This is a genomic window from Desulfovibrio piger, from assembly GCF_951793255.1.
In the GTDB taxonomy this organism is placed as follows: domain Bacteria; phylum Desulfobacterota; class Desulfovibrionia; order Desulfovibrionales; family Desulfovibrionaceae; genus Desulfovibrio.
In genome coordinates, this window is sequence record NZ_OX636706.1 from 2502693 (window position 1) to 2523885 (window position 21193).

Annotated in this window: 19 protein-coding genes; 8 read left to right on the forward strand and 11 right to left on the reverse strand. The window is 63.7% G+C overall.

The annotated features are described in order from the left end of the window. Positions 1 to 9: 9 nt before the first annotated feature. Both Q4I12_RS11155 and Q4I12_RS11160 read left to right on the forward strand, forming a co-directional pair. Entirely contained in the window at positions 10 to 1311 is a 1302-nt protein-coding gene (locus Q4I12_RS11155) for a TRAP transporter large permease (RefSeq protein WP_289616090.1), read from the forward strand. Between the two features lie 48 nt (positions 1312 to 1359). Then, on the forward strand, positions 1360 to 1863 hold the full coding sequence (locus tag Q4I12_RS11160) for a flavodoxin family protein (RefSeq protein WP_204673749.1): 504 nt from the start codon (positions 1360 to 1362) through the stop codon (positions 1861 to 1863). A gap of 646 nt (positions 1864 to 2509) precedes the next feature. Here the strand turns inward: Q4I12_RS11160 and Q4I12_RS11165 are convergent. The 4 genes from Q4I12_RS11165 to ybgF form a co-directional block, all read right to left on the reverse strand. Then, on the reverse strand, positions 2510 to 3427 hold the full coding sequence (locus Q4I12_RS11165; RefSeq protein WP_040369259.1) for a manganese-dependent inorganic pyrophosphatase: 918 nt from the start codon (positions 3425 to 3427) through the stop codon (positions 2510 to 2512). 193 nt (positions 3428 to 3620) lie between these two features. Next, on the reverse strand, positions 3621 to 4604 hold the full coding sequence (locus Q4I12_RS11170; RefSeq protein WP_302261586.1) for a tyrosine recombinase XerC: 984 nt from the start codon (positions 4602 to 4604) through the stop codon (positions 3621 to 3623). Next, positions 4605 to 5909, reverse strand: coding sequence for a DNA-processing protein DprA (dprA, locus tag Q4I12_RS11175; RefSeq protein WP_302261587.1), 1305 nt, complete (start codon positions 5907 to 5909; stop codon positions 4605 to 4607). Beyond that, positions 5906 to 6430 (reverse strand): tol-pal system protein YbgF, encoded by a 525-nt coding sequence (gene ybgF / locus Q4I12_RS11180; RefSeq protein WP_297158915.1) that lies wholly within the window; start codon positions 6428 to 6430, stop codon positions 5906 to 5908. The genes dprA and ybgF overlap by 4 nt, the downstream gene beginning before the upstream one ends. A 656-nt stretch (positions 6431 to 7086) precedes the next feature. Between ybgF and Q4I12_RS11185 the strand changes: the two genes are divergently transcribed. The 6 genes from Q4I12_RS11185 (at position 7087) to tilS (ending at position 12366) form a co-directional block, all read left to right on the forward strand. Further along, complete coding sequence (locus Q4I12_RS11185) at positions 7087 to 8046, forward strand: hypothetical protein (RefSeq protein ID WP_168935699.1); 960 nt, start codon at positions 7087 to 7089, stop codon at positions 8044 to 8046. A gap of 82 nt (positions 8047 to 8128) precedes the next feature. Then, the gene (locus Q4I12_RS11190; RefSeq protein WP_297139397.1) at positions 8129 to 8824 is read left to right on the forward strand and encodes a precorrin-2 dehydrogenase/sirohydrochlorin ferrochelatase family protein; all 696 of its coding nucleotides are present in this window, start codon (positions 8129 to 8131) and stop codon (positions 8822 to 8824) included. Next, positions 8811 to 9638, forward strand: coding sequence for a cytochrome C assembly family protein (locus tag Q4I12_RS11195; RefSeq protein WP_006005466.1), 828 nt, complete (start codon positions 8811 to 8813; stop codon positions 9636 to 9638). Before Q4I12_RS11190 ends, Q4I12_RS11195 begins: the two co-directional genes overlap by 14 nt. A 15-nt stretch (positions 9639 to 9653) precedes the next feature. Beyond that, a complete protein-coding gene (gene hemA / locus Q4I12_RS11200) occupies positions 9654 to 10958 on the forward strand; it encodes a glutamyl-tRNA reductase (protein ID WP_168935702.1) in 1305 nt (434 codons plus the stop codon). Then, positions 10958 to 11293 (forward strand): hypothetical protein, encoded by a 336-nt coding sequence (locus Q4I12_RS11205; protein WP_168935703.1) that lies wholly within the window; start codon positions 10958 to 10960, stop codon positions 11291 to 11293. Before hemA ends, Q4I12_RS11205 begins: the two co-directional genes overlap by 1 nt. Positions 11294 to 11310: 17 nt before the next feature. Next, the gene (tilS, locus tag Q4I12_RS11210) at positions 11311 to 12366 is read left to right on the forward strand and encodes a tRNA lysidine(34) synthetase TilS (RefSeq protein ID WP_302261588.1); all 1056 of its coding nucleotides are present in this window, start codon (positions 11311 to 11313) and stop codon (positions 12364 to 12366) included. A 247-nt stretch (positions 12367 to 12613) separates the two neighbouring features. Here the strand turns inward: tilS and dxs are convergent, their stop codons facing one another. The 7 genes from dxs to ispG are packed head-to-tail and all read right to left on the reverse strand — an operon-like array spanning position 12614 to position 20901. After that, positions 12614 to 14518: a 1-deoxy-D-xylulose-5-phosphate synthase gene (dxs, locus tag Q4I12_RS11215; RefSeq protein WP_302261589.1), complete on the reverse strand. Its 1905-nt coding sequence runs from the start codon at positions 14516 to 14518 to the stop codon at positions 12614 to 12616. 3 nt (positions 14519 to 14521) lie between these two features. After that, positions 14522 to 15415 carry a polyprenyl synthetase family protein gene (locus tag Q4I12_RS11220; RefSeq protein ID WP_297139374.1) on the reverse strand — a complete coding sequence of 298 codons (894 nt, stop codon included), beginning with the start codon at positions 15413 to 15415 and terminating at the stop codon, positions 14522 to 14524. Next, positions 15415 to 15684: an exodeoxyribonuclease VII small subunit gene (xseB, locus tag Q4I12_RS11225; protein ID WP_302261590.1), complete on the reverse strand. Its 270-nt coding sequence runs from the start codon at positions 15682 to 15684 to the stop codon at positions 15415 to 15417. Before xseB ends, Q4I12_RS11220 begins: the two co-directional genes overlap by 1 nt. Positions 15685 to 15690: 6 nt before the next feature. Further along, positions 15691 to 16584, reverse strand: a complete 894-nt coding sequence (locus tag Q4I12_RS11230; protein WP_302261591.1) for a M23 family metallopeptidase — start codon at positions 16582 to 16584, stop codon at positions 15691 to 15693. After that, complete coding sequence (xseA, locus tag Q4I12_RS11235) at positions 16577 to 18070, reverse strand: exodeoxyribonuclease VII large subunit (protein WP_302261592.1); 1494 nt, start codon at positions 18068 to 18070, stop codon at positions 16577 to 16579. The genes Q4I12_RS11230 and xseA overlap by 8 nt, the downstream gene beginning before the upstream one ends. Positions 18071 to 18094: 24 nt before the next feature. Beyond that, the gene (locus Q4I12_RS11240; RefSeq protein ID WP_204673738.1) at positions 18095 to 19825 is read right to left on the reverse strand and encodes a proline--tRNA ligase; all 1731 of its coding nucleotides are present in this window, start codon (positions 19823 to 19825) and stop codon (positions 18095 to 18097) included. Then, positions 19825 to 20901: a flavodoxin-dependent (E)-4-hydroxy-3-methylbut-2-enyl-diphosphate synthase gene (ispG, locus tag Q4I12_RS11245; protein WP_302261593.1), complete on the reverse strand. Its 1077-nt coding sequence runs from the start codon at positions 20899 to 20901 to the stop codon at positions 19825 to 19827. Before ispG ends, Q4I12_RS11240 begins: the two co-directional genes overlap by 1 nt. Between the last annotated feature and the right edge of the window lie 292 nt (positions 20902 to 21193).

Genomic DNA, 21193 nt, shown 5'->3' on the forward strand with positions numbered 1-21193 from the left:
GAGGCCCGTGTGGAAACCACATCCTTGCTGCACGATCCGGCTTTCTGGCTGCTGGTCCTGTTTGCCATCCCGCTGATCCTGCGTGTGCCCATCGCGCTGGCCCTGGGCTTTTCTGCCCTGGTCGTCGTCTGGCAATGGGACCTGGGCTTCAGCATGCTTTCCTACAACTTTTTTGCAGGCATAGCCAAATTCCCCCTCCTGGCCATCCCCTTCTTCATCCTTGCCGGCTATATCATGGAACGTTCCGGCATCGCCGCACGCATCGTGGCCCTGATGGAAGCTCTTGTGGGCTCCATGACCGGCGGCCTGGCGGTGGCCACTGTTGCAGTGGCCACATTCTGGGGCGCTGTCAGCGGTTCGGGACCTGCCACCGTGGCGGCCCTGGGCCTTATCCTTATCCCCGGCATGGCCAGGGCCGGGTATGACAAGGCCTTTGCCGCGGCCACCGTTTCCGTCACCTCCGGCCTTGCCATCGTCATCCCGCCCAGCATCGCCTTCATCGTGTACGGCAGCGTGGCCGATGTTTCCGTGCCCGCCCTCTTTGCCGCCGGTTTCGTGCCGGGCATCGTGGTGGCCCTGTTCATCATGGCGGCCGTGCTCATCATCTCCCGCAAGCGGGGATACAGGGGCCAGCCCAGCGGCAAGAGCGTGGGTACCGCCCTGAAAGAAGCCTTCTGGGGGGTCATGACGCCTGTGGTCATCCTGGGCGGCATCTACGGCGGCGTGTTCACGCCCACGGAAGCCGCGGCCGTGGCCGTTTTTTACGGCCTGTTCGTGGGGGTGTTCATCTACCGCACCATCAACAGCATCAGCATCCTGGTCGAGATCTTCGCGGCCAGCATCCGGGCCACGGCCGTAGTCATGCTGGTGGTGACCTGTGCGGGCCTCTTCTCCTGGGTGGCCTCCACTGTGGGCCTGGTGGAAAAAGGCTCCGCCGTGCTTCTGGCTGTTTCGGACAACCAGTGGGTCGTCCTGCTGATGATCAACATCATCCTGCTGCTGGCGGGCATGCTGCTGGATGCCATTTCCATCTATTACGTTTTCCTGCCCTTCATGCTGCCCATCATGGCCCACTTCAACTGGGACCCCGTCTGGTTCGGCATCATGATGACAGTCAACCTGGCTGTGGGGCAGGTGACGCCGCCCGTGGCCGTGAACCTGTATGTAGGCGCCAATATCAGCGGCATCAGCATGGAACGCATCAGCAAGGCGGCCCTGCCGCTGATTTTTGCCTCCCTGCTGGCCCTGGTGGTCATCATCATCTTCCCTGATCTTTCGACCTTCGTGCCGCGCATGCTGGGACAGATGTAAACCGGCAGGCAACCTGTTTATGGCTGCTGCCTGAAGGAGATCCAGAACATGAAATTTGCCATCATCTATTACAGCAAGACCGGCCATACCCGTGAGATGGCCGAAGTCATCGCCCGCGGTCTGGCTGCTGCTGGCGGCGAGACCCGCTTCTTTTCCGTGGAAGAAGCCATGGATGCCGACTACATCGACCAGTGCGCCGGCGTCATTTTCGGGACGCCCACGTACCTGGCCAATACCTGCTGGCAGATGAAGCAGTGGTTCGATGAAGGTTCCCGCGGTATCAAGCTGGCCGGCAAGCTGGGCGGGGTCTTCGCCACCGCCCACTATGCCCAGGGCGGTGCCGATGTGGCCATCATGACCCTGCTGCCTCATATGCTGGTCAAGGGCATGCTGGTCTATTCCGGCGGCGCTGCCCACGGCAAGCCCTACATCCATCTGGGTCCTGTGGCTCTGGATGCCGTGGGCAACCATTATGAGGAATGCAAGGCCGATTTCGAAATCTTCGGCCGCCGTTTCGCGGAAAAGGCCCGGGAACTGTTCCCCAATAAATAACTCTGCGGCCGGAGCGAAACGACACAGACGCCGGAAAAGCCCGGAGCTGCGTCCGTTATCCCGCTCTTTGCGCCGTAAGCATATGCAAAAAGCGGTCTGCTCTTTTGGGAGGGCAGGCCGCTTTTTCGCTTCCCGGCAGGCAATGACGCCGTCCAACGCATACAGGGAAATTCCTTTGTACCCCTTTCCCTGCCACTATGCCTGCCCTCTTCCCCTACTGTCCCCATCGAGACGAAAGATAGCCGACCTTCCCGACGCCCTCATGGTACTTGTGCCTCTTTTTCCCGCTGCCTGAGACATCGTCCATGAGCACCGGGCTATGGGAACCGGCTTCGCTTCAGAGCCGCCGCTGCCGTGCCATGCTTGTGCTGTTGCCTGAAGGACTGATCCATATTTGAGCCAGGAGGACCTTTTCCCTCTGTGGAGCAGTGACAATAGTTGCAGGGAGTCCATCCAGCAGCTACAAGAGGATATATTTTTCAAACGGGAAAGGAGCAGCCTGCAGGGCAAACAGTCTTTACCTGCTCAAGCTCCTTGAACTGCTCCTGAGCTTTTGCCTGCCCAGTACAGTAGCTCGTTATGCTTTGGCCAAACAAAAAGGGCCGCCCCCGAAGGAGCGGCCCCATATCAGCTTTGAGCAAAAACCTTATTTGAAGGCCTTTTCAAAGTTGGGCACGACCTGCTTTTTGCGGCTCATCACGCCGGGCAGCCACACGCTGTCGCCGTCGGGCTTCACGCCGAAGGCCTTTTCGACCACGGCGGGATCGTCGGAGACGATCAGCATTTCAGAGCCTTCCTTCATGATGTCGGTCAGCAGCAGGAACACGCTGTGGCGGCCTTCGCCCTTGACCTTGGCGATTTCGGCTTTCAGGCCGTCTTTCACCTTGTCGAGGATGGACAGGTCGACGACTTCCAGCTGGCCGATACCGACCTTGTTGCCGTTCATGTCGAAGTCCTTGTAGTCACGGAAGACCAGGTCGGACATGGAGGCGCCGTCAACAGCGCTCTTCACGGTGAACATTTCCATACCGAGGGCCATGACGTCTTCCACGCCGGCGACCTTGGCCAGGGCTTCCACGGCCTTCTTGTCAGCTTCGGTACAGGTGGGGGACTTGAACATCACGGTGTCGGACAGGATGGCGCACAGCAGGCCACCGGCGATGGCTTTGGGCAGTTCCACACCGTAGAAGTCGTACATGTTTTTCAGCACGGTGCCGGTGCAGCCCACGGGCCAGATCCAGGCTTCCAGCGGGCTGGAGGTGGTCACATCGCCCAGCTTGTGGTGGTCAACGATACCCAGCACGGTGGCGGAGTCCATGCCCTTGGGGGCCTGGGCCAGGTCAGAGTAGTCGACCAGGTACAGGTCCTTACCGGCCACATCTTCCACAACCTGAGGAGCGGTCAGGCCGAACTTCTTCAGCACGAATTCGGTCTCAGGGGTAGGAGCACCCTGGGCGGCGGGGGTGACTTCAAAGCCACGCTTGCTGTACAGGTCAGCAGCGGCGATGGCGGAAATGATGCTGTCGGTATCGGGGTTCATGTGACCAAGAACGAGTGCAGCCATGGTATATCTCCTCTTTGGGAATTTCGTTGCACAGTTACGTGTGTAAGTTGCCTTACGCTTGTTACCTTTAGCACAAGACCTGGGGCTTGCCAAGCCCCCCATAAAAAAAAACCTGACTCGTTTTCCTGCAAAACAATATTTAACTATTCATTTTTTATTTATATTTTATTTTTATGACGAACTTGTGATTTTTTTATTTTTTCTGTGCCCTCGGATGCGCCTCATCATACAGGTGCATCAGCCGCTCCAGACTGACCCGCGTATAGCGCTGCGTGGTCGTCAAACGCTGGTGCCCCAGCAACTCCTGCACACTGCGCAGATCGGCACCGGCATCCAGCAGATGGGTCGCGAACGAGTGCCGCAAGGCGTGGGGAGAGACGGGCTCCACGCCCGCGTTACGGCACAGCCTTTCTATGCGGCGCATGGCTTCACGGCGGTCGAGGCGGCCGCCCCGCGCGCCCACGAACAGGGCTTTCTCATGTTCGGGAGCCAGCGTCCCCCGCTGCTCGAGCCAGGCCCGCAATGCCGTCACGGACGTATCCGACAACGGTGACATGCGCTCGCGGGCCCCCTTGCCGAAAACTCGGGCAACACCCTCTTCCAGCCGCAAATCCGTCACATCGAGCCCCAGGGCTTCGGAGATGCGCAGGCCTGATCCGTACAACAGCTCCGCCAGAGCATGATCCCGGGCCGCCAGGGCATCGCCGGTGGCAGGCGGGATGCGGGGAGAACCGGACACGGCCAGGGCATCGGGAGTATCCAGCACGGCAAAGGCCTGATCCACATTAAGGACGCGGGGGTGGCGCTGCTCCTGTTTGGGATTGCGCACCTGGGCCGCCACATTGTTCTCCGTGCGTCCCATGCGCTGCTGATAACGGAAGAACGTCCGTGCCGCCGCGAGCTTGCGGGCCATGGAGCTTTTAGCCTCTCCCAGCGCGTACAGACGGGCCAGCCAGGCCTGGATATGCTTTTTGCTCACCTCGGCCGGACGGGCAAGGCTGGCGCCGCGCTGTGCGAGGAAAAGGGCCAGCTGGCGCAGGTCCGTCCCGTAGGCGATCTGCGTCGTAGGCGAAAGGCCCCGCTGCACGTCCAGACAGGCCAGGAAAGCTTCGATCTCCAGAGTAGTGCGGGGATCGAGCTCCTCTTCCACCGTATCCTTTTCTATGTGTCGTCCCATCTATACGGCCTCGTAGCGTGCGCCCGGCAAGCGCCGGATGCGTCCCATTATCTCCAGTCCCAGCAGCACCGGCGCCAGCTCTGCGGGGCTGCGTCCCAGGGCGGCCCCCAGGGCATCCACATGCAAAGGGCCCTGCTCCCGCAGCAGCGGGATGATAGTATCCTGTGCCGGAGACGCGGCAACTGTGTCCGTATCCCCGGCTCCTTGCGTCGGCCTCTCTTCCCCGTTGCCGGAGTCGGCCTTTGGCGGCGTGTCCGTCTCCGGCGGCATGCAGGCAAAAAGCGTACGGGACAGCCCCGTGCCCTCGGCTTCAGCCCGGCGGCGACGTTCTGCGGCTTCCCGTGTCAGATGGTCGGCCTGCACGCCAAAGTCACGCAATGGGCCGGCAAGGTCTTCCAGCACATCTTCCGGCGCGAACACCGGCTTGGCCCCCTGCCGGACAAGCTCCTGGCAGCCGAGGCTCTGACCGGACAGGGCCGCTCCCGGTACGGCATAGACTTCCCGCCCCTGCTCCAGCGCCAGACGCGAGGTGATGAGGGTCCCGGAACGGCTGGCGGCCTCCACCACGACCACGCCCAGAGAAAGACCGCTGATGATGCGGTTGCGGACAGGAAAATTTTCCCGCAGGGCCGGTGTGCCGGGAGCAAATTCGGAGACCAGCAGGCCCTTTGCCGCCATCCTGTCATATAAACGGGTATTGGCCCGGGGATACGGGACATCTATGCCCGTCCCCAGGACGGCGATGCTGCTCCCTGTCCTGCCCAGCGCGGCTTCATGCGCCGCCTTGTCGATGCCCCAGGCCATGCCCGAGACCACCGTGATGCCCCAGGAAGCAAAGGCTCCCGCCATATGTCCGGCCAGGGCCTGCCCCCGGGGCGTGGCCTTGCGCGAGCCGATGACGGCCACGGCCGGATTGGCCAGCAGAGAAAGATCCCCCAGGCAGTACAGCAAAACAGGGGCGTCGGGCAGTGTACGCAGCAGGGCCGGATAAGCGGCTTCATGCCACTGGACGACGACAGCGTCCAAATCACGGACGGCATCCCATTCCGCCCGGGCCGTGACCCGCCATGAGCCTGTGGAGAGTTCGGCGGCCTTGCCTTTGTCCACCCCGGCATCGGCCCATCTTTCCCTGCCTTCCAGCGCTGCGAAGGCCGAACCGAAATGGCGGAGCAGCCGGCAGCAGGAACGGGCCCCCAACCCGCGGCAATGGCGCAGGGCAAGACCGGCCCAGTATTCACGCCGGGCGCGGTCATCCATATCGATCCAGCGGGCAGACAAGGGAGCTGCGGGAGCCTGATCCGTCATGGCCGCACCAGTCCTTTTTTGCGAATGAGATCAGCCGCTGCGGACGAAGGGAAACGCTGCACCACCTGCCGGAAAGCCTTGCCGGCGCCTGCCGTATCTCCCTGCTGCTTCAGGATCATCCCGGTACGCAACAGGGCATCGGCATTTTTATGGTGCCTGGGATACCGGGCCTCCACATTTCGGAAATGCGTCAGGGCCTCTTCGTTCCGGCCCTGGCTGGACAGGGCCTCGCCCAGCCAGTACTCGGCATTGGCCGCATAGGTCCCGGAAGGATGCTGTTCCAGCAAGGCCTGCATACGGGCCATGCCTTCGTCCAGACGGCCCGACAATATAAGATCCAGCCCTGCCTGATAAGCGGCCTTTTCATCAGTGACGGGAGCGGACGTGTCCGCCGTTGCCGTACCGGACGGGCTGTCTGTGCCGGGCGCAGGCGCTGCATCGTTGACCGCAGCAGGCTTTTCCGCACGCGCGGCCCCGGACGCCGTACCTGCTGCCGGTCTGGAAGCGGCGGCAGAAGTCACAGGCTTCCGTTTTTCGGACGTATCCGCGGAGGACGTCTGTGCGGAGGGGGCATCCTTAGCCCTGGCCGTCATGCCCTTCCCGGCAGCAGCGGGACTGGTGGTCGCGGCGGTCGCGGATGGTGTTTTTTCCCGGGAGGGGCTTTCGTGACCTGCATGCACCTCCTGCCCTTTTGCAACAGACTGCCCCGTCACTTCTGCAGCATCATCCCGCACCGCAGCCTCATTTTGACGGGATGAGGGCCCAGGCTCCACGGCCGGGGGCGGGCCTCCGGCCGTGCCGTCAGCAGGGGCGGCGCCATCATGGACAGGCAGGGGGCACTGCCCCTGATCACACTGCAAGAACTCCTCACGCACAGGGCCACGGTAAGCATGTACGGGCCTGCTGCTCCCGGACCACGGCAGCTGCCAGCTTTCCTGCGATTGCTGTGCTTCCGCGGCCGGAACAGCTACGGGATGTGACAGGGCAGGCAGGACAGCAAGGAAAAAGGACAGGCTAAGGGCATGTGCTTTCATGGGAGACTCCTGTCTTTTTTCTGCCCGATGCGCTCCGGCAATGCAAGCGCTGCTTGCAGCACAGCCATTTTTGAGGCACAACCAACACGAACTCGGCGTCTCCCTGCCGGAGAACCGGGATCCGGTGAATCTTTGGAGGAACAATGGGGAACTTTTTAGAGAGCGTGCGCGCCTTCATCGCTGACAATCCGCTGCTGCAGACAGGGCTGGACATGGGGAGCATCATTGTGCCCTTTGCCCTGCTCTATGCCTATTTCGGCCTTACCTTCATCGCCATCTGCGGCGAGATCATAGCCCTGCGGCGCAAGCGTTCCGCTTACAACAAATGTGCGCGGCAGCTGGCCTGCCTGAGCATGCTGCTGGGCTGGCTCATGCTGTTGGGGGGGCGTTTGTGGCTCATCATGGCGCTGGACGGTTTCGACTCCTACAGCATCATCGTCCTGCTCAGCGAAGCCACCTGGATGATGTTCGGTTTTGCGGCCATCGTTTCCTGCTGCTACTTCATGCTCTGGAAATTCCTGGCCAATTATCCCGTACTGCACATCGTCCTGGGCGCCATCGCCTTCCTGCAGGGCCTGATGACCTGTGTGGGCGTCATGGCCGTCACCCGCCTGTACAATGCCCTTTCCCTGCCTGAGGCCAGCAGCATCACCATCCCGCAGCTGTTCACGCCCCAGTTCGGTCAGGCTTACCTGAGCGCCCTGTGCTATACCCTGCCCCTGATCTTTGCCCTTGCCGGCGGCTTTGGCGCCGTGTGGCTGCTCCTGCGCCGCAAGGCCGATGACTTTGGCCGGGACTATTACAATACCATGGTCCCCTGGTGCACGCGCTGGGCCCGCAATGCCTGGGCCCTGCTCTGGCTGCTGCTGGTGGCATCCAGCGGGCTGGAGATCTGGCAGACCTGGCAGACCACCGGTGTGTTCATGCAGCAGGATGCCATCTTCCAGAGCCTCCGCGTGCTGCTCTGGCTTGTGCCCGCCCTGCTCTGGACCTTGGTCGCGCGCAGCGCCACTCCGCTGCGCCAGAAGCCTGCCCTTGTGATCGGCCTGCTGCTGTCCATGGGCTTCACCCTGCCCTACTTTATGGAACTGATCCGGCTTTAGCCGATACGACAGCCAGTGTGCCGCCATTCCTGGGAGGCATGCTGGCTGTCGTGCGTCCGGGCCGCTATCAGGAACGTTGCCCATGCCTCACGAATCGCCTGAAAAAAATTTCTATCCCCTTTTTCTGGACCTGAGCGGCCTGCACTGCCTTGTAGCCGGTCTGGGGGGCGTCGGCAGTCGCAAACTGCAGGGCCTGCTGCATTGCGCACCGGCCTCGATCCTGGCCCTGGACATGGAAGCCCCTGCCGCAGAGCTGCGTCCGCTGCTGGAGCAGCCCTGCGTCCGTTTCGAGCAGCGGCCCTTCCGTGACGAAGATCTGGACGGTCGTCAGCTTGTCTTCGCCGCCACGGGCAATGCCGAGGTCAACAGGCATATCGCCCTCCTCTGCCGGGAACGCCATATCCTGTGCAACTGTATCGATGCCCCGGCGGAAGGCTCGTTCATCGTGCCCGCCGTGGCCCGCTCCGGCAGCATGGCGCTGGCCCTTTCCACCGGCGGCGCCAGCCCGGCCCTTTCCCGGCGCTGGAAGGGCGAGCTGACGACCTGGCTGGAGGCCCGCCAGAAAATGGTCCGTCTGATGGGACGGTTGCGTCCCATGGTCCTTGCCTTGCACGACGAGACAGGGCACAATACGGCCCTGTTCCGCGCTCTGGCCCAGTCGCCCCTGCAGGATCATCTGCAACAGGGCGACCGGCAGGCGTGCCTGCGCTGTCTGCAGGCCCTGCTGCCGCCAAAGCTGCACGACCGCATCCCGGAGTTGCTTGATGTTATCGCCTGAGACCTCCACCCTACTGACCCTGTGTTGTTACGGCGCTGCCACTGTGGCCGGTCTGGCCGGCATGCTGCTGCGCAATGCCTTCTGGCGGCGGCTGGGCTGCTGGCTGGCGGGGCTGGGATTCGTCTGCCAGACGTTTTCCCTCCTGCTCGGCTTCCACAAGACCATGCCCACGGGCCTGAGCCTTGGCGGCTATCTGCAGATGCTGGCCTGGTTCGTCCTGCTGTGCGGCCTTGTCAGCCGTCTGCGCTACAAGCAGGAAGCCCTGCTCCTGCTGGCCACGCCGCTGGCCCTCATCCTGTTCGCCGTTTCCGCCCCGTACCTTTCTGCCGTGGTGCAGGTGCCTCCCCAGCTCAAGGGCTCTTTCTACGCCCTGCACGTGGGGGCGCTGTTCCTCAGCATGGGCCTCATGACCCTGGCCTTTGCCGCCAGCTCCCTGTTCCTGTTCCTGGAACGGCGCATCAAGAGCAAGCAGCGCATGGAAGGGTTCTGGCAGGACATGCCGGCCCTCTCCCTGCTGGACAAGATCAACGCCTTCGGCGTGGCGGCCTCGTTCCCGCTGTACACGCTGGGTGTGGTCTCCGGCCTGTTCTGGGCCAAGCCCGTCTACGGCGCCACCTTTACCGGTGACCCCAAGGAAGTGGTCAGCATCATCGTCTGGCTGCTCATGGCCTATGTGTTCCACGGCCGTCTGGCCACCGGCTGGCGCGGCCGCAAACCTGCCCGCCTGATGGTGCTGGTCTTCGGTCTGAGCCTTTTCTCCATCGTGGTCGTCAATACCCTGATGGAAACGCATCATTCCTTCATCAAACCTTAATCCACCGACGTTGATATGGATTGTGATATCGTACTTGTTGGCCTGAACCATCGCACCGCCGGTGTGGACGTGCGCGAACGTTTCGCCCTTGTGGATTTTTGCAGCCGGGAAAACTGGGCCCTGCCGTGTGACGACGTCATCGGTGAAGCCATGATCCTTTCCACCTGCAACCGTGTGGAACTGCTTGCCACCGGTCATGGCGATGTGGCGGGCCGTATCCTGGAACGCTGGGCCACCGCACGCGGTACCGACCCCGAAGAGCTCCGGCCCTATGTCTACATCTACAAGAACATGGATGCCGTGCGGCACCTGTTCTCCGTGGCTTCCAGCCTGGATTCCATGATCTTGGGCGAGCCCCAGATCCTGGGGCAGCTCAAGAGCGCCTACCGCAAGGCGGCCGCCTGCCACGCCACCGGCGTGATCCTCAACCGCCTGCTGCACAAGGCGTTCTCCGTGGCCAAACGCGTGCGCACCGAGACCGCCGTGGCCTCCAGCGCCGTGTCCATCAGCTATGCCGCCGTGGAACTGGCCAAGCGCATCTTCGGCGAGATGCAGCACCACAAGGCCATGCTGGTGGGCGCCGGTGAGATGGCCGAACTGGCCGCCACCCACCTGCTCCAGGCCGGTGTGGACGAGATCCTGGTGGCCAACCGTACGTTCTCGCGCGGTGAGGAACTGGCACGCCAGTTCAATGGCCGGGCCCTGCCTTTTGAATCCCTGGCCTCCCATCTGACGGAGGTGGACATCATCATCACGTCCACCGGTTCGCCGGATCCCGTCATCCGTGCCCGCGATATCCGCGGCGTGCTCAAGGCGCGCAAGAACCGGCCCATGTTCTTCATCGACATCGCCGTCCCCCGCGACATCGACCCCGACGTCAACGGCCTGGACAACGTCTACCTTTACGATATCGACGACCTCAAGGAAGTGGTGGAAGAGAACCTGGCCACCCGTCGCGACGAGGCCCAGAAAGCCGCCGAGATCGTGGACGAGGAAGTGGACATTTTCCGGCAGTGGCTGTGCAGCCTGGACGTGCAGCCCACCATCGTGGACCTCATCCAGCACGGCGAGAACGCCGCCCATGAAGAAGTGGCCCGTACCCTGAAGCGTCTGGGCCATGTGGACGACGCCACGCGCGAGGCCATCGAGGTCATGGCGCTGGCTCTGGTCCGCAAACTGAACCACGATCCCATCATGTTCCTCAAGCGCGGCACCATGTCGCAGGAAGGCAGTGCGCCGCGCATCAGCCTCATGCGCCGCATCTTCAACCTTGACCAGGGCTGTACCTGTAGTGCCCGGAACAACGGAGAGCACGAATAATGCGCTATTTCCTCATCGATGACCTGCGTGCCGAAGAGACCAAGCGTCTGTGCGAACATCTGGATGCCATGGATCTGGGCGCCGGTCTGGACGGCATCTACTGGCTGCCCATCCCTGCCCATATGCTCAGCGCCGTGCAGAAGGAACACGAAAGCCAGTGCGGCCCCTATGTCATGGCGCTGGAATGCGAAGAGACCAGCCTGCGTCTGGAGCTGCTGGTGCGCGCCCGGGGCCGCATCCGCTGTGAATGCGTGGCCTATGCGTCGCCCGAACTGCAGCGGCACATGATGGACTACATCACGGATACCCTGAAAGAACTCAAGATCCCCAACTAAACGGAATGCCCTGCGGCATGATCCCCGTCCCCGAACTGCAAGCGCTCCCTTCCCGGCTGGCCCGCCTGTGCCTGGATGTGGAGCGCTTTTGTCGTCACAACCTGAAGATGGCTGATGGCGATGCCTGGTTGCTGGCCGTTTCCGGCGGCGCGGATTCGACAGCCCTTTTATGCATCATGGCCCTGCTGGCCCCCCAGCATGACTGGCAGCTGCATGTGGCGACAGTGGACCATCAGCTGCGGCCGGAATCCGCCGAAGATGCCGCCTTCGTGGCCGGGCTCTGCCGGGGCTGGCGCATCCCCTGCCGCATCCTGACGGCGGATGTGCCCCGGCTGGCACGACAGGAGGGGCTGGGTACGGAAGAAGCGGCCCGGCGGGCGCGCTATGCCCTGCTGGAGCAAGCCCGGCAGGCATGCGGCGCTACAGCCATCCTGCTGGGACATCACCGGAGCGATGTGGCCGAAGACCAGATGCTCCGCTTTCTGCGCGGTACCGGCTGGCCGGCACTGGGCGGCATGCGGGCCGAGGACGCGGAACGGCATCTGCTGCGTCCCCTGCTCCGCACGGACAAGCATGCCCTGAAAGAGCTGCTGCACTGCTGCGGCATCCTCTGGCGGGAAGACGCCAGCAATGCGGACACCCGCTATACCCGCAACCGCCTGCGGCATACCCTCCTCCCTCTCCTGCGGCAGGAGAACCCCCGCCTTGAGGACAGCTGCCTCAATCTCTGGGAACTGGCAGGTATCGACGGGGAGTACTGGCAGCTGGAGCTGGAACACCATCTTGCCCGCACGCCCTGGCAGGAGGCGCCCGGCAGCATCACCCTGCCCCGCGCACTGTTGCGGGAGACGCATGCGGCTCTGCGGCTGCGTCTTTACCACCGGGCCGTGGCCCGGCTGGCCCGGCTCTCCGGCGGCCAGGCCCGTTCCGCCACGCTGCTGGCCCTGGATCAGGCCTGGCAGGAAGGCCGGGGTGGTACCACCTTTCAGCTGCCCGGCAGTATCATGGCCCATCTCAAGGGGGGCTGCATCCGCTTTTACGTCGAAAAACGGCAGACTGTTCGGAAAAGCTGAGGAATTGCGCCACGCGCTGATGGCAACAGCGTGACCTGCTTGCCTCCCGCACAGGAACCCGTCTTCCGCCCGGCACATCTTCCCTCAACGGCAGTACGTACACCGTTCCCTCCTTCTGCCGAAACGGCATATGTCCGGGCTTCTCCATCCCCAAGCCTCACGTCCGACCTCCTTTTCCACCGCAGACATAAAAAAAGAGCGTACCGGCAAGGTACGCTCCTCTTTTTTCGTTGATGCCATAAAAGGCTCAGTCCTTCAGGATCAGTTCCCGCACAGCCCGGATGATATCCGGTGCCCGCAGGCCCACCAGCTCGCGCAACTGGGCCTGGGAACCGTGTTCCACGAAGGCATCGCCGATACCCAGACGGCGGATGCGCTGGCTGCGCAGCAGGCCGTCATCGGCCCAGCGCTCCAGCACGGCCGAGGCAAAACCGCCTGCCAGGCAGCCTTCTTCCACAAAGACGATACGGTCGAACGTGCGGGCGATCTCGGCCAGTTGCGCCGCAGGCAGCGGCTTGAGCCAGATGGGATCGAAGACCAGCGGCCGGAAGCCGAACTCTTTTTCGATGGCTGCCGCGGCTTCCAGAGCCGGGCGCACACGGTTGCCCACGGCCACGATGGCCACCCGTTCCCCTTCCTGCATGATCTCGCCCTGAGCAGAAGGCAGCAGGCGCAGTTCGGCATCCAGCGGGACCCCCATGCCGGCACCGCGCGGATAGCGTACGGCGCAGGGCCCACCGGCCGTGGTGGCCGTCAGCAGACAATGACGCAACATGTTCTCGTCACGGGGCGCCAGCAGGGTCATCTCGGGGATATGGCGCAAGTAGGCGATATCGAAGACACCATGATGCGTGGCCCCGTCCTCGCCCACCAGACCGGCCCTGTCCACACAGAAGGTCACGGGCAGTTTCTGCAGACAGACGTCATGGACGATCTGGTCATAGGCCCGCTGCAAAAAGGTGGAATAGATGGCCACCACGGGATGGAAACCGCTGGCCGCCAGACCGGCGGCAAAGGTGACGGCGTGCTGTTCGCAGATACCCACGTCCACGAAGCGTTCCGGGAAGCGCTCTTCAAAAAGGTTCGTCCCGGTGCCTTCGGGCATGGCTGCAGTGATGGCCAGCAGACGGTCGTCTTTTTCCGCCAGCTCGACCAGGGTCTTGCCGAAGATGCCGGTAAAGGAAGGCGTTTTGTTGCTGCTGGGGATGAGCAGGCCCGTTTCCGGCTCAAAGTGGCCCACACCATGGAAATGCGTGGGGTCTTTCTCCGCCGGGGCATAGCCCTTGCCCTTGCAGGTGCGCACATGCAGCAGCACCGGTCCGTCTTCCACGGCTGCCGCCATCTGCAAATGACGGCACAGGGCGGGCAGGTCGTGCCCGTCCACGGGCCCGATATAGGTGAAGCGGAAAGCCTCGAACAGCATGCCGGGCGTGAAAAAGGACTTGAAACTCCATTCGCCGCGCATGGCATACAGGGCCAGCTTCTGGCCGATGCGGGGGATGGAGCGCAAAAGCTGGAGCACATCCTTGCGCGTCTGCCGCACCCAGCGCCGGGACAGCGTACGGCTCAGGAACAGGGACAGGGCCCCCACATTGGGCGAGATGGAGATCTCGTTGTCGTTGAGCACCACGATGAGCCGCCGGCCCATATGCCCGGCCAGGTTCAGGCCTTCAAAGGCCTCGCCTGCCGTCAGGGAGCCGTCACCGATGACGGCCAGCACATGTTCCTTGCCGCCGGCCAGATCGCGGGCCATGGCCATGCCAAGGGCAGCCGAGATGGAAGTAGAGGAATGCCCTACCCCAAAGCGGTCATAGGGGCTCTCGCTACGGCGCGGGAAGCCCGCGAGGCCCCCCAGGGTACGCAGGGTGTGGAACTGGGAAGCGCGTCCGGTCAGCAGCTTGTAGGCATAGGCCTGATGCCCTACGTCCCAGACGATCTTGTCCTGCTCCATGTTGAAGGTATGCAGCAGGGCCAGGGTCAGTTCCACGACCCCCAGCGAGGGAGCCAGATGCCCGCCGTTCTTGGACACCACATCGATGATGCGCTTGCGCAGCTCCGCAGCCAGCAGCGGGAGCTGTTCGTCAGAAAGATCCATCACCTGTTTCGGTGAGGTCAGGCTGTCCAGCAGGGACTGTGCAGTGTTTTCCGTCATTTCTCAGGCCGCTCTCGTGATGGTGTACTCGGCAAGGGCGCGCAGGAATTCGGCTTCGGGACCGCTGAAACCGGCCAGCGCGGCGCAGGCGGCATCCGCCTGTTCGCGGGCCAGGCGGCGGCTTTCGTCAAGCCCCACCAGCGCAGGATAGGTGTTCTTGCCCTGTTCGGCATCGCTGCCGGCGGGCTTGCCCAGGGTGGCCGTGTCGGAAACGACGTCCAGTATGTCGTCCGCGATCTGGAAAGCCACCCCCAGCGCGGCACCGTAACGGCCGATGCGCTCGCACACATCGTCCGCAGCACCGGCCAGCAGCGCACCGCACACGCAGGAGGCCCGCAGCAGGGCCCCGGTCTTCATGGCATGCATGCGGCGCAGCTCCGCCATGCTCACGGGCGGCAGGCCGGTGTAGAGCATGTCCCATTCCTGTCCGCCCACCATGCCGGACGAACCGGCGGCACGGGCAAATTCCGCCACGGCCCGCAGCACCTGACCGGCGGGCAGCTCCACCCGGCACATATGGGCAAAGGCATCCGTCAGCAGGGCATCCCCGGCCAGGATGGCCGTGGCCTCGTCGAATGCCTTGTGGTTGGAGGGCTTGCCGCGGCGCAAATCGTCGTCATCCATGGCGGGCAAATCGTCATGGATCAGGGAATAGGTATGGACCATCTCGATGGCGGAGGCGAAGGGCAACACGTCCTCCGGCTTCAGGCCGCACAGGGCGGCACAGCTCAGGCACAGGACAGGGCGCAGACGCTTGCCGCCCGCCTGCAGGCTGTACAGCATGGATTCCCGCAACCGGGGCGGCATCTCCTGCCCGTCAAGACAGGTCGCCAGATAGCTTTCCACCAGCTTCCCGCGTTCTTTCAGCAGGGATTTCATGGCTTCTGTAGACATCATCATCGTTGCTCCACACTCTGTTGCAGGGGATCTTCCATATTTTCTTCCGGCCGGAACGCCCGGCCCTGTCCTTCCTGCCAGACCGTCAGCTGCTGCCGGGCCTGCTCCAGCTGGCGCCGGCATTGCAGGGAACATTCCATGCCTTCCTGATACAGGGCCATCCCCTCTTCCAGCGACGGCTGCCCGTTCTCCAGGGCTTCCACGATCTCCTGCAGGCGCGCCATGCGCTCCTCAAAGGTCAGGTTCTTCTTGCTCGTTCTGGCTTTCATGCTTCATCATCTCCGGGCAGCGGGACGCGCTTCCAGCAGAGGTTCCGGGTCCACCGCCTGTCCCAGGACGATCAGGGAAAGATGCAGATGCGGCCCCGTGACCCGTCCCGTGGACCCAACTTTGCCGATGACCTGGCCACGCCGGACCACATCGCCCGGCCGGACAAGGATACGGGACATGTGCAGGTAAGAAGTGAACACTCCCTGCCCGTGGTCAATATATACGGCATTGCCGGAAAAATACAAATCGTCGGCCAGCACGACCCGGCCGTCGGCGCAGGCCAGGATGGGCGTCCCTTCCGCACCGCGCAGGTCGAGCCCGCGATGCACGCCGCGCGGCTGGTCATTGAAGACCCGCTTGAGTCCGAACTTGCTGGAAACGCTCCCCGGCACAGGCCGCGCAAAAGGGGCCGTCCACAAACGTTCCGGGCTGTAGTTGTCCAGGGCCTTGCCGGCCTTCTCCCGGTCCCTGCGGATGCGCTCCCGCACCTCTGCCGGGGGATCCACATATTTTTTGTCCACCCGCAGGGCCTGCACCGGACGCTTTTTGTCGAACAGGGCCACGCGGGCCTCCGCCTGCTGTCCGTCCTGCGTCCGCGTTTTCAGGTCAAGGCTTTTGGCGCTGCTGTCCAGCGGGACAGGCAGCAGGAACTCCGCCTGCCAGCCGCTCCCTGACGGCTGTGCCGCCATGACATGCTCACGCTCCAGCCAAAAGACGGTCACGGGACGTGCAGGTCCGTCACCGGAGACCTGTACGCGGATGGCGTCGCCGCGGGCCGCCCGTGCGGGAACGTCCAGATGCATGGCCGTCATGGCCGGGAAAGACCACAGCAGGAACAGGACCGCTGCCCCCAGGATGCCGCTTACCGGCCGTTGGAAAAAAGAAGACTGTTCAGGCATGCTCCCCTCCCTGTCCGTCATGAGGATGCACCGCGGTGATCCTGGCTTCCAGCTCCCCGTCCTGTAACAGGATGCGCACGTCCTGCCCGGTGCTGCTCTGCCCGGTCGAAGACAGCACGCGCCCTTCGTCCGTGCGTACCACGGCATAGCCGCGCCCCAGCGGAGCCAGCGGATTGCAGGCCGCCAGACGCAGTTCCAGACATTCCAGCCCGTGCCCGCGATGCGAGACACGCTCCTGCCCCAGACGCGCCAGCTCACGCGTGCAATCCCGCACGGCCTGCTCACGACCGCGCACCATCAGATGCACGGCATTGCCAAGCTTTTGTTCCAGCAGGGCAAGACGCTGCTGCAGATGTGCCAGCCGTCCCGGCCCCGTGAGGGCCCGCAAACGCTCCTGGCTGTGCTGCAGGCTGCGCTCACGATCCCGCACCAGGCGTTCCCCGGCCTGGAGCAAACGCTGCCGCCACTGCTGCCATTGCTGCCCCGCCCCCTCAAGACGACGGGCGGGCGAACACAGGCGCAGGCCGCGCTCGCAACGCTGGAGCCGGTCTTCCTGCCGTTGCAGCCACCCCTGGCGTGCGCGCTCCAGCGCCAGAGAAAGCTCGTCCAGGCGCTGCCAGTATTCGCGCCGCAAGGGCCAGAGCAGCTGGGCCGCGTGGGAAGGGGTAGCCGCACGAACGTCGGCCGTCATGTCGGCCAGGGTCACGTCCACTTCATGGCCGATACCGGCCAGCACCGGGATTTTTGAGGAAAAAATGGCGGTCGCCACGTCTTCCTCGTTGAAGCACCAAAGGTCTTCCAGCGAACCGCCGCCCCGGATGATCACCGCGACCTGTGCCCAGCCCTGGCGGTTGATCTCGTCCAGGGCCCGGCAGATCTGCCCGGCAGCGCCCTCCCCCTGCACCCTCACCGGGAACAGGCGCACTTCGGCCCCCAGGCCTCGCACGGAGGCCAGTTCCATGAAGTCATGGATGGCAGCCCCGGCAGGTGACGTCACCAGCGCCACGCGGCTGGGACTGGCAGGCAGAGGACGTTTGCGCTCCGCGGCAAAAAAACCGCGGGCAGCCAGCGCCTGTTTGCGCTCCTCGAAGGCCTGGGCCAGCAGGCCCTGCCCCCCGGCCTGCACCAGTTCCACGATCAGCTGGTATCGGCCGCGCGGCCCGTAGACACTGATCTGCCCGGCACAGAACAATTCGGAGCCCTGCCGCAGCAGACGTACGGGATCCGGCCGGGGCTCGGCGAAGATCTCGCCGGTCAGGGGGTCGAAGTTCCGGCCGCGCATCTGGCGGTCCCGGAACCAGACGCATTGCAGCTGGGCACCGGCATCCTTGAGGGTAAAATAGATATGCCCGGATCCGGGGAAAGACAGTTCGCCTATCTCGCCCCGGACCCAGACGAAGGGGAAGGTCCCCTCCAGAGTACGACGCATCCTGTCCGTCAGTTCAGTGACGGACAGGATGCGCTCTTGTTCACACGCAGCGGGCATGCAGGGGCTCCGCTGTCAGCCGTCCTAGGCGCGGCGCTCGGCCCAGGCCTTGCGCACGCCTTCCATCCACTGGGGCAGCGCGGTTTCCAGGGCATCCACGGGCAGTTCGCCCTTTTCGCCCGTACGACGGTCCTTGCATTCCAGCACGCCGCGGGACAGGCCCTTGCCGCCCAGCACCAGCTGCATGGGCGCACCGATGAGGTCGGCATCCTTGAACTTGACGCCGGGGCGCTCTTCGCGGTCGTCCAGCAGCACGGTCACACCGGCCTTGCACAGCATGGCGTAGATCTCTTCGGCCTTGGCGCGGACTTCTTCCTTGCCGGGGTCGAGGTTGAGCAGGATGCATTCCACAGGAGCCACGGTGGGCGGGAAGATGATGCCGTGCTCGTCGTGGTTCTGTTCGATGGCGGAGGCCACCACGCGGGAGATGCCGATGCCGTAGCAGCCCATGATCATGACGTTTTCCTTGCCGTTCTCGTCCAGATACACGGCATGCATGGCGTCGCTGTACTTGGTGCCCAGCTTGAAGATGTGGCCCACTTCGATGCCCTTGGGCAGCTCGATGGCGCCGCCGCAGCGCGGGCAGGGGTCGCTCAGGGTGATGCAGCGCAGGTCGGCGTAGGCCGTGACCTTCACGTCGCGGCGCAGGTCCACATGCACCAGATGCGCGTCAGCGGCGTTGGCGCCCACCACGTAATCGGTGGCACCCTGCAGCTCGAGGTCGGCGTAGATGGGCACATCCAGGCCCACGGGACCGGCAAAGCCCAGAGGCGCGGCCGTGACCTTTTCCACCACGGCGGCCGGAGCCAGTTCCACGGTGGTGGCGTTGAGCAGGTTCTTGAGCTTGATGTCGTTGACTTCGCGGTCGCCGCGCACCAGCACGGCCACGGTCTTGCCGTCCACCACGAAGAGCATGGTCTTGACCACCTGCGAAGGAGCCACCTTGAGCATGGCGCTCACTTCTTCCACGGTGTGGGCCGCAGGCGTGGCGACCTTTTCGTAGGGGGCGCAGGTCTCGGTGCAGGGGGTGCCGTTCCAGACCACTTCGGCGCGTTCCACGTTGGCGGCGTAGCTGCATTCGGTGCAGGCGGCGATGGTGTCTTCGCCGGTATCGGCCAGCACCATGAACTCGTGCGAGAAATTGCCGCCGATGGAGCCGGTGTCGGCTTCCACGGCGCGGAAGCGCAGGCCCAGACGCTTGAAGATGCGGCAGTAGGCGTCGTACATCAGCTTGTAGCTTTCGTCGGCACCGGCATCGCTGGAATCGAAGGAATAGGCGTCCTTCATGACGAATTCACGGCCGCGCATCAGGCCGAAGCGGGGACGGATCTCGTCGCGGAACTTGGTCTGGATCTGGTACAGACGCACGGGCAGCTGGCGGTAGGAGCGCACTTCGCCGCGCACCAGGTCGGTGATGACTTCCTCATGCGTGGGGCCAAGGCAGTAATCGCGGTCGTTGCGGTCCTTGAAGCGCAGCAGCTCCTTGCCGTAGTACTCCCAGCGGCCGGTCTCTTTCCAGAGGTCGCCGGGGATGACCATGGGCATGAGCAGCTCGGAGAAACCGGCGGCGTCCATTTCCTCGCGCACCACGCGCTGCACGTTTTCCAGGGCCTTCAGGCCCAGAGGCAGGTAGATGTACACGCCGGAGGTGAGCTTGCGGACCATGCCGGCGCGCAGCAGCAGCTTGTGGCTGACCACTTCCGCTTCGGAAGGGGATTCCTTGAGCGTGGGGATGTAGGTGGAGCTGAAACGCATCAGTGAGTTTCCTTTTCTTTAAGCAGTCGTTGAAGTTCTTCCATAAAAGCCGCGAGCAGGGCGTCCTGTCCCTTGACGGAACGGATGACTTCCCCCTTGCGGAAAATGATGCCTTTGTCGCGGCCGCCGGCCACGCCCAGATCGGCCTCGCGGGCCTCACCGGGACCGTTGACCACACAGCCCATGACCGCGACCTTGATGTCCGCCGTGGATTCGGCCAGCGCATCCTCTACGGCACGCGCCAGACCGAAGAGGTCAATCTCCGTGCGCCCGCAGGTGGGACAGGAGATGATCTCCGGCCCGCGACGGCGCAGCCCTAAGGCCCGCAGGATCTCCCAGGCCACGGTCACTTCCTCGGCAGGATCGGCCGTGAGCGAGACGCGCAGGGTGTCGCCGATGCCCTCGTGCAGCAAAATACCCAGGCCCACAGCGGACTTGACCGTGCCGCGCATGAGCCCGCCCGCCTCGGTGACGCCGATGTGCAGCGGATAGTCGCAGGATTTGGCCAGCAGGCGGTAGGCCGCAATGGTATCGAGCACCGAAGAGGACTTGAGGGAGATCTTGGTATCGTAGAAGCCCCGGTCCTCCAGCATGCGCACATGGCTGAGCGCGCTCTCCACCATGGCCTCAACGCAGGGGCCGCCGTACTTCTGCAGCAGATGCTTTTCCACGGAACCGGAATTGACGCCCACCCGGATGACAGCGCCGTTGGCCTTGGCGGCATCCACCACGCGATCCACATGCTCGCGGGGCCCGATGTTGCCGGGATTGATGCGCAGCCCCTCCAGTCCGGCTTCCAGGGCAGCCAGCGCCAGACGGTAGTCGAAATGGATGTCCGCGATGAGGGGCACGGGCGAACCGTCACGCAGGGCCCGCAAGGCCTTGGCCGCCGTCATGTCGGGCACGGCCACGCGCACCACTTCGCAACCGCGGCGCACAAGGCGGTCGATCTGGGCCAGCGTGGCTTCCACGTCACGGGTATCGGTATTGGTCATGCTCTGCACCATCACCGGCGCGCCGCCGCCGATGGCCAGCTTACCCAGCCTGATACCCCGGCTGATACGTTTTTCCTGCATGGCAGACCTCGAAAAAATTGGTTTGCAACAAAAGTGCCGCCAGTGTCTTATGCTATTTCAGCAGGCAAGCCAAGTCCTGTAGGGGCCGGAAACATGGCGGCGCCATCCCCCGCATCCAGGACACCGAATCATGCCGCACGCCGGGGCAGGCTGTCCATCTCCAGCGCGGCCCATGCGGCCTTCCGCTGCCGCCGCACTTGCCAGCCGTACGGCTTTTGCCTATAAACTCCCCATTCCAACGACATGTTCCGGGCGCTCCTGCGCCTTTTTTCCGCCTGCGCCACCGGCGCAT

What these genes read in the sequence shown, in the direction of transcription:
- Q4I12_RS11220 (WP_297139374.1), bottom strand. Translation starts at nt 15,415, where the DNA reads ATGATGTCTACAGAAGCCATGAAATCCCTGCTGAAAGAACGCGGGAAG.
- dprA (WP_302261587.1), bottom strand. Translation starts at nt 5,909, where the DNA reads ATGACGGATCAGGCTCCCGCAGCTCCCTTGTCTGCCCGCTGGATCGAT.
- Q4I12_RS11240 (WP_204673738.1), bottom strand. Translation starts at nt 19,825, where the DNA reads ATGCGTTTCAGCTCCACCTACATCCCCACGCTCAAGGAATCCCCTTCC.
- xseA (WP_302261592.1), bottom strand. Translation starts at nt 18,070, where the DNA reads ATGCCCGCTGCGTGTGAACAAGAGCGCATCCTGTCCGTCACTGAACTG.
- Q4I12_RS11165 (WP_040369259.1), bottom strand. Translation starts at nt 3,427, where the DNA reads ATGGCTGCACTCGTTCTTGGTCACATGAACCCCGATACCGACAGCATC.
- Q4I12_RS11170 (WP_302261586.1), bottom strand. Translation starts at nt 4,604, where the DNA reads ATGGGACGACACATAGAAAAGGATACGGTGGAAGAGGAGCTCGATCCC.
- Q4I12_RS11195 (WP_006005466.1), top strand. Translation starts at nt 8,811, where the DNA reads ATGTTATCGCCTGAGACCTCCACCCTACTGACCCTGTGTTGTTACGGC.
- dxs (WP_302261589.1), bottom strand. Translation starts at nt 14,518, where the DNA reads ATGACGGAAAACACTGCACAGTCCCTGCTGGACAGCCTGACCTCACCG.
- tilS (WP_302261588.1), top strand. Translation starts at nt 11,311, where the DNA reads ATGATCCCCGTCCCCGAACTGCAAGCGCTCCCTTCCCGGCTGGCCCGC.
- xseB (WP_302261590.1), bottom strand. Translation starts at nt 15,684, where the DNA reads ATGAAAGCCAGAACGAGCAAGAAGAACCTGACCTTTGAGGAGCGCATG.
- hemA (WP_168935702.1), top strand. Translation starts at nt 9,654, where the DNA reads ATGGATTGTGATATCGTACTTGTTGGCCTGAACCATCGCACCGCCGGT.
- ispG (WP_302261593.1), bottom strand. Translation starts at nt 20,901, where the DNA reads ATGCAGGAAAAACGTATCAGCCGGGGTATCAGGCTGGGTAAGCTGGCC.
- Q4I12_RS11205 (WP_168935703.1), top strand. Translation starts at nt 10,958, where the DNA reads ATGCGCTATTTCCTCATCGATGACCTGCGTGCCGAAGAGACCAAGCGT.
- Q4I12_RS11160 (WP_204673749.1), top strand. Translation starts at nt 1,360, where the DNA reads ATGAAATTTGCCATCATCTATTACAGCAAGACCGGCCATACCCGTGAG.
- Q4I12_RS11190 (WP_297139397.1), top strand. Translation starts at nt 8,129, where the DNA reads ATGCCTCACGAATCGCCTGAAAAAAATTTCTATCCCCTTTTTCTGGAC.
- Q4I12_RS11230 (WP_302261591.1), bottom strand. Translation starts at nt 16,584, where the DNA reads ATGCCTGAACAGTCTTCTTTTTTCCAACGGCCGGTAAGCGGCATCCTG.
- Q4I12_RS11185 (WP_168935699.1), top strand. Translation starts at nt 7,087, where the DNA reads ATGGGGAACTTTTTAGAGAGCGTGCGCGCCTTCATCGCTGACAATCCG.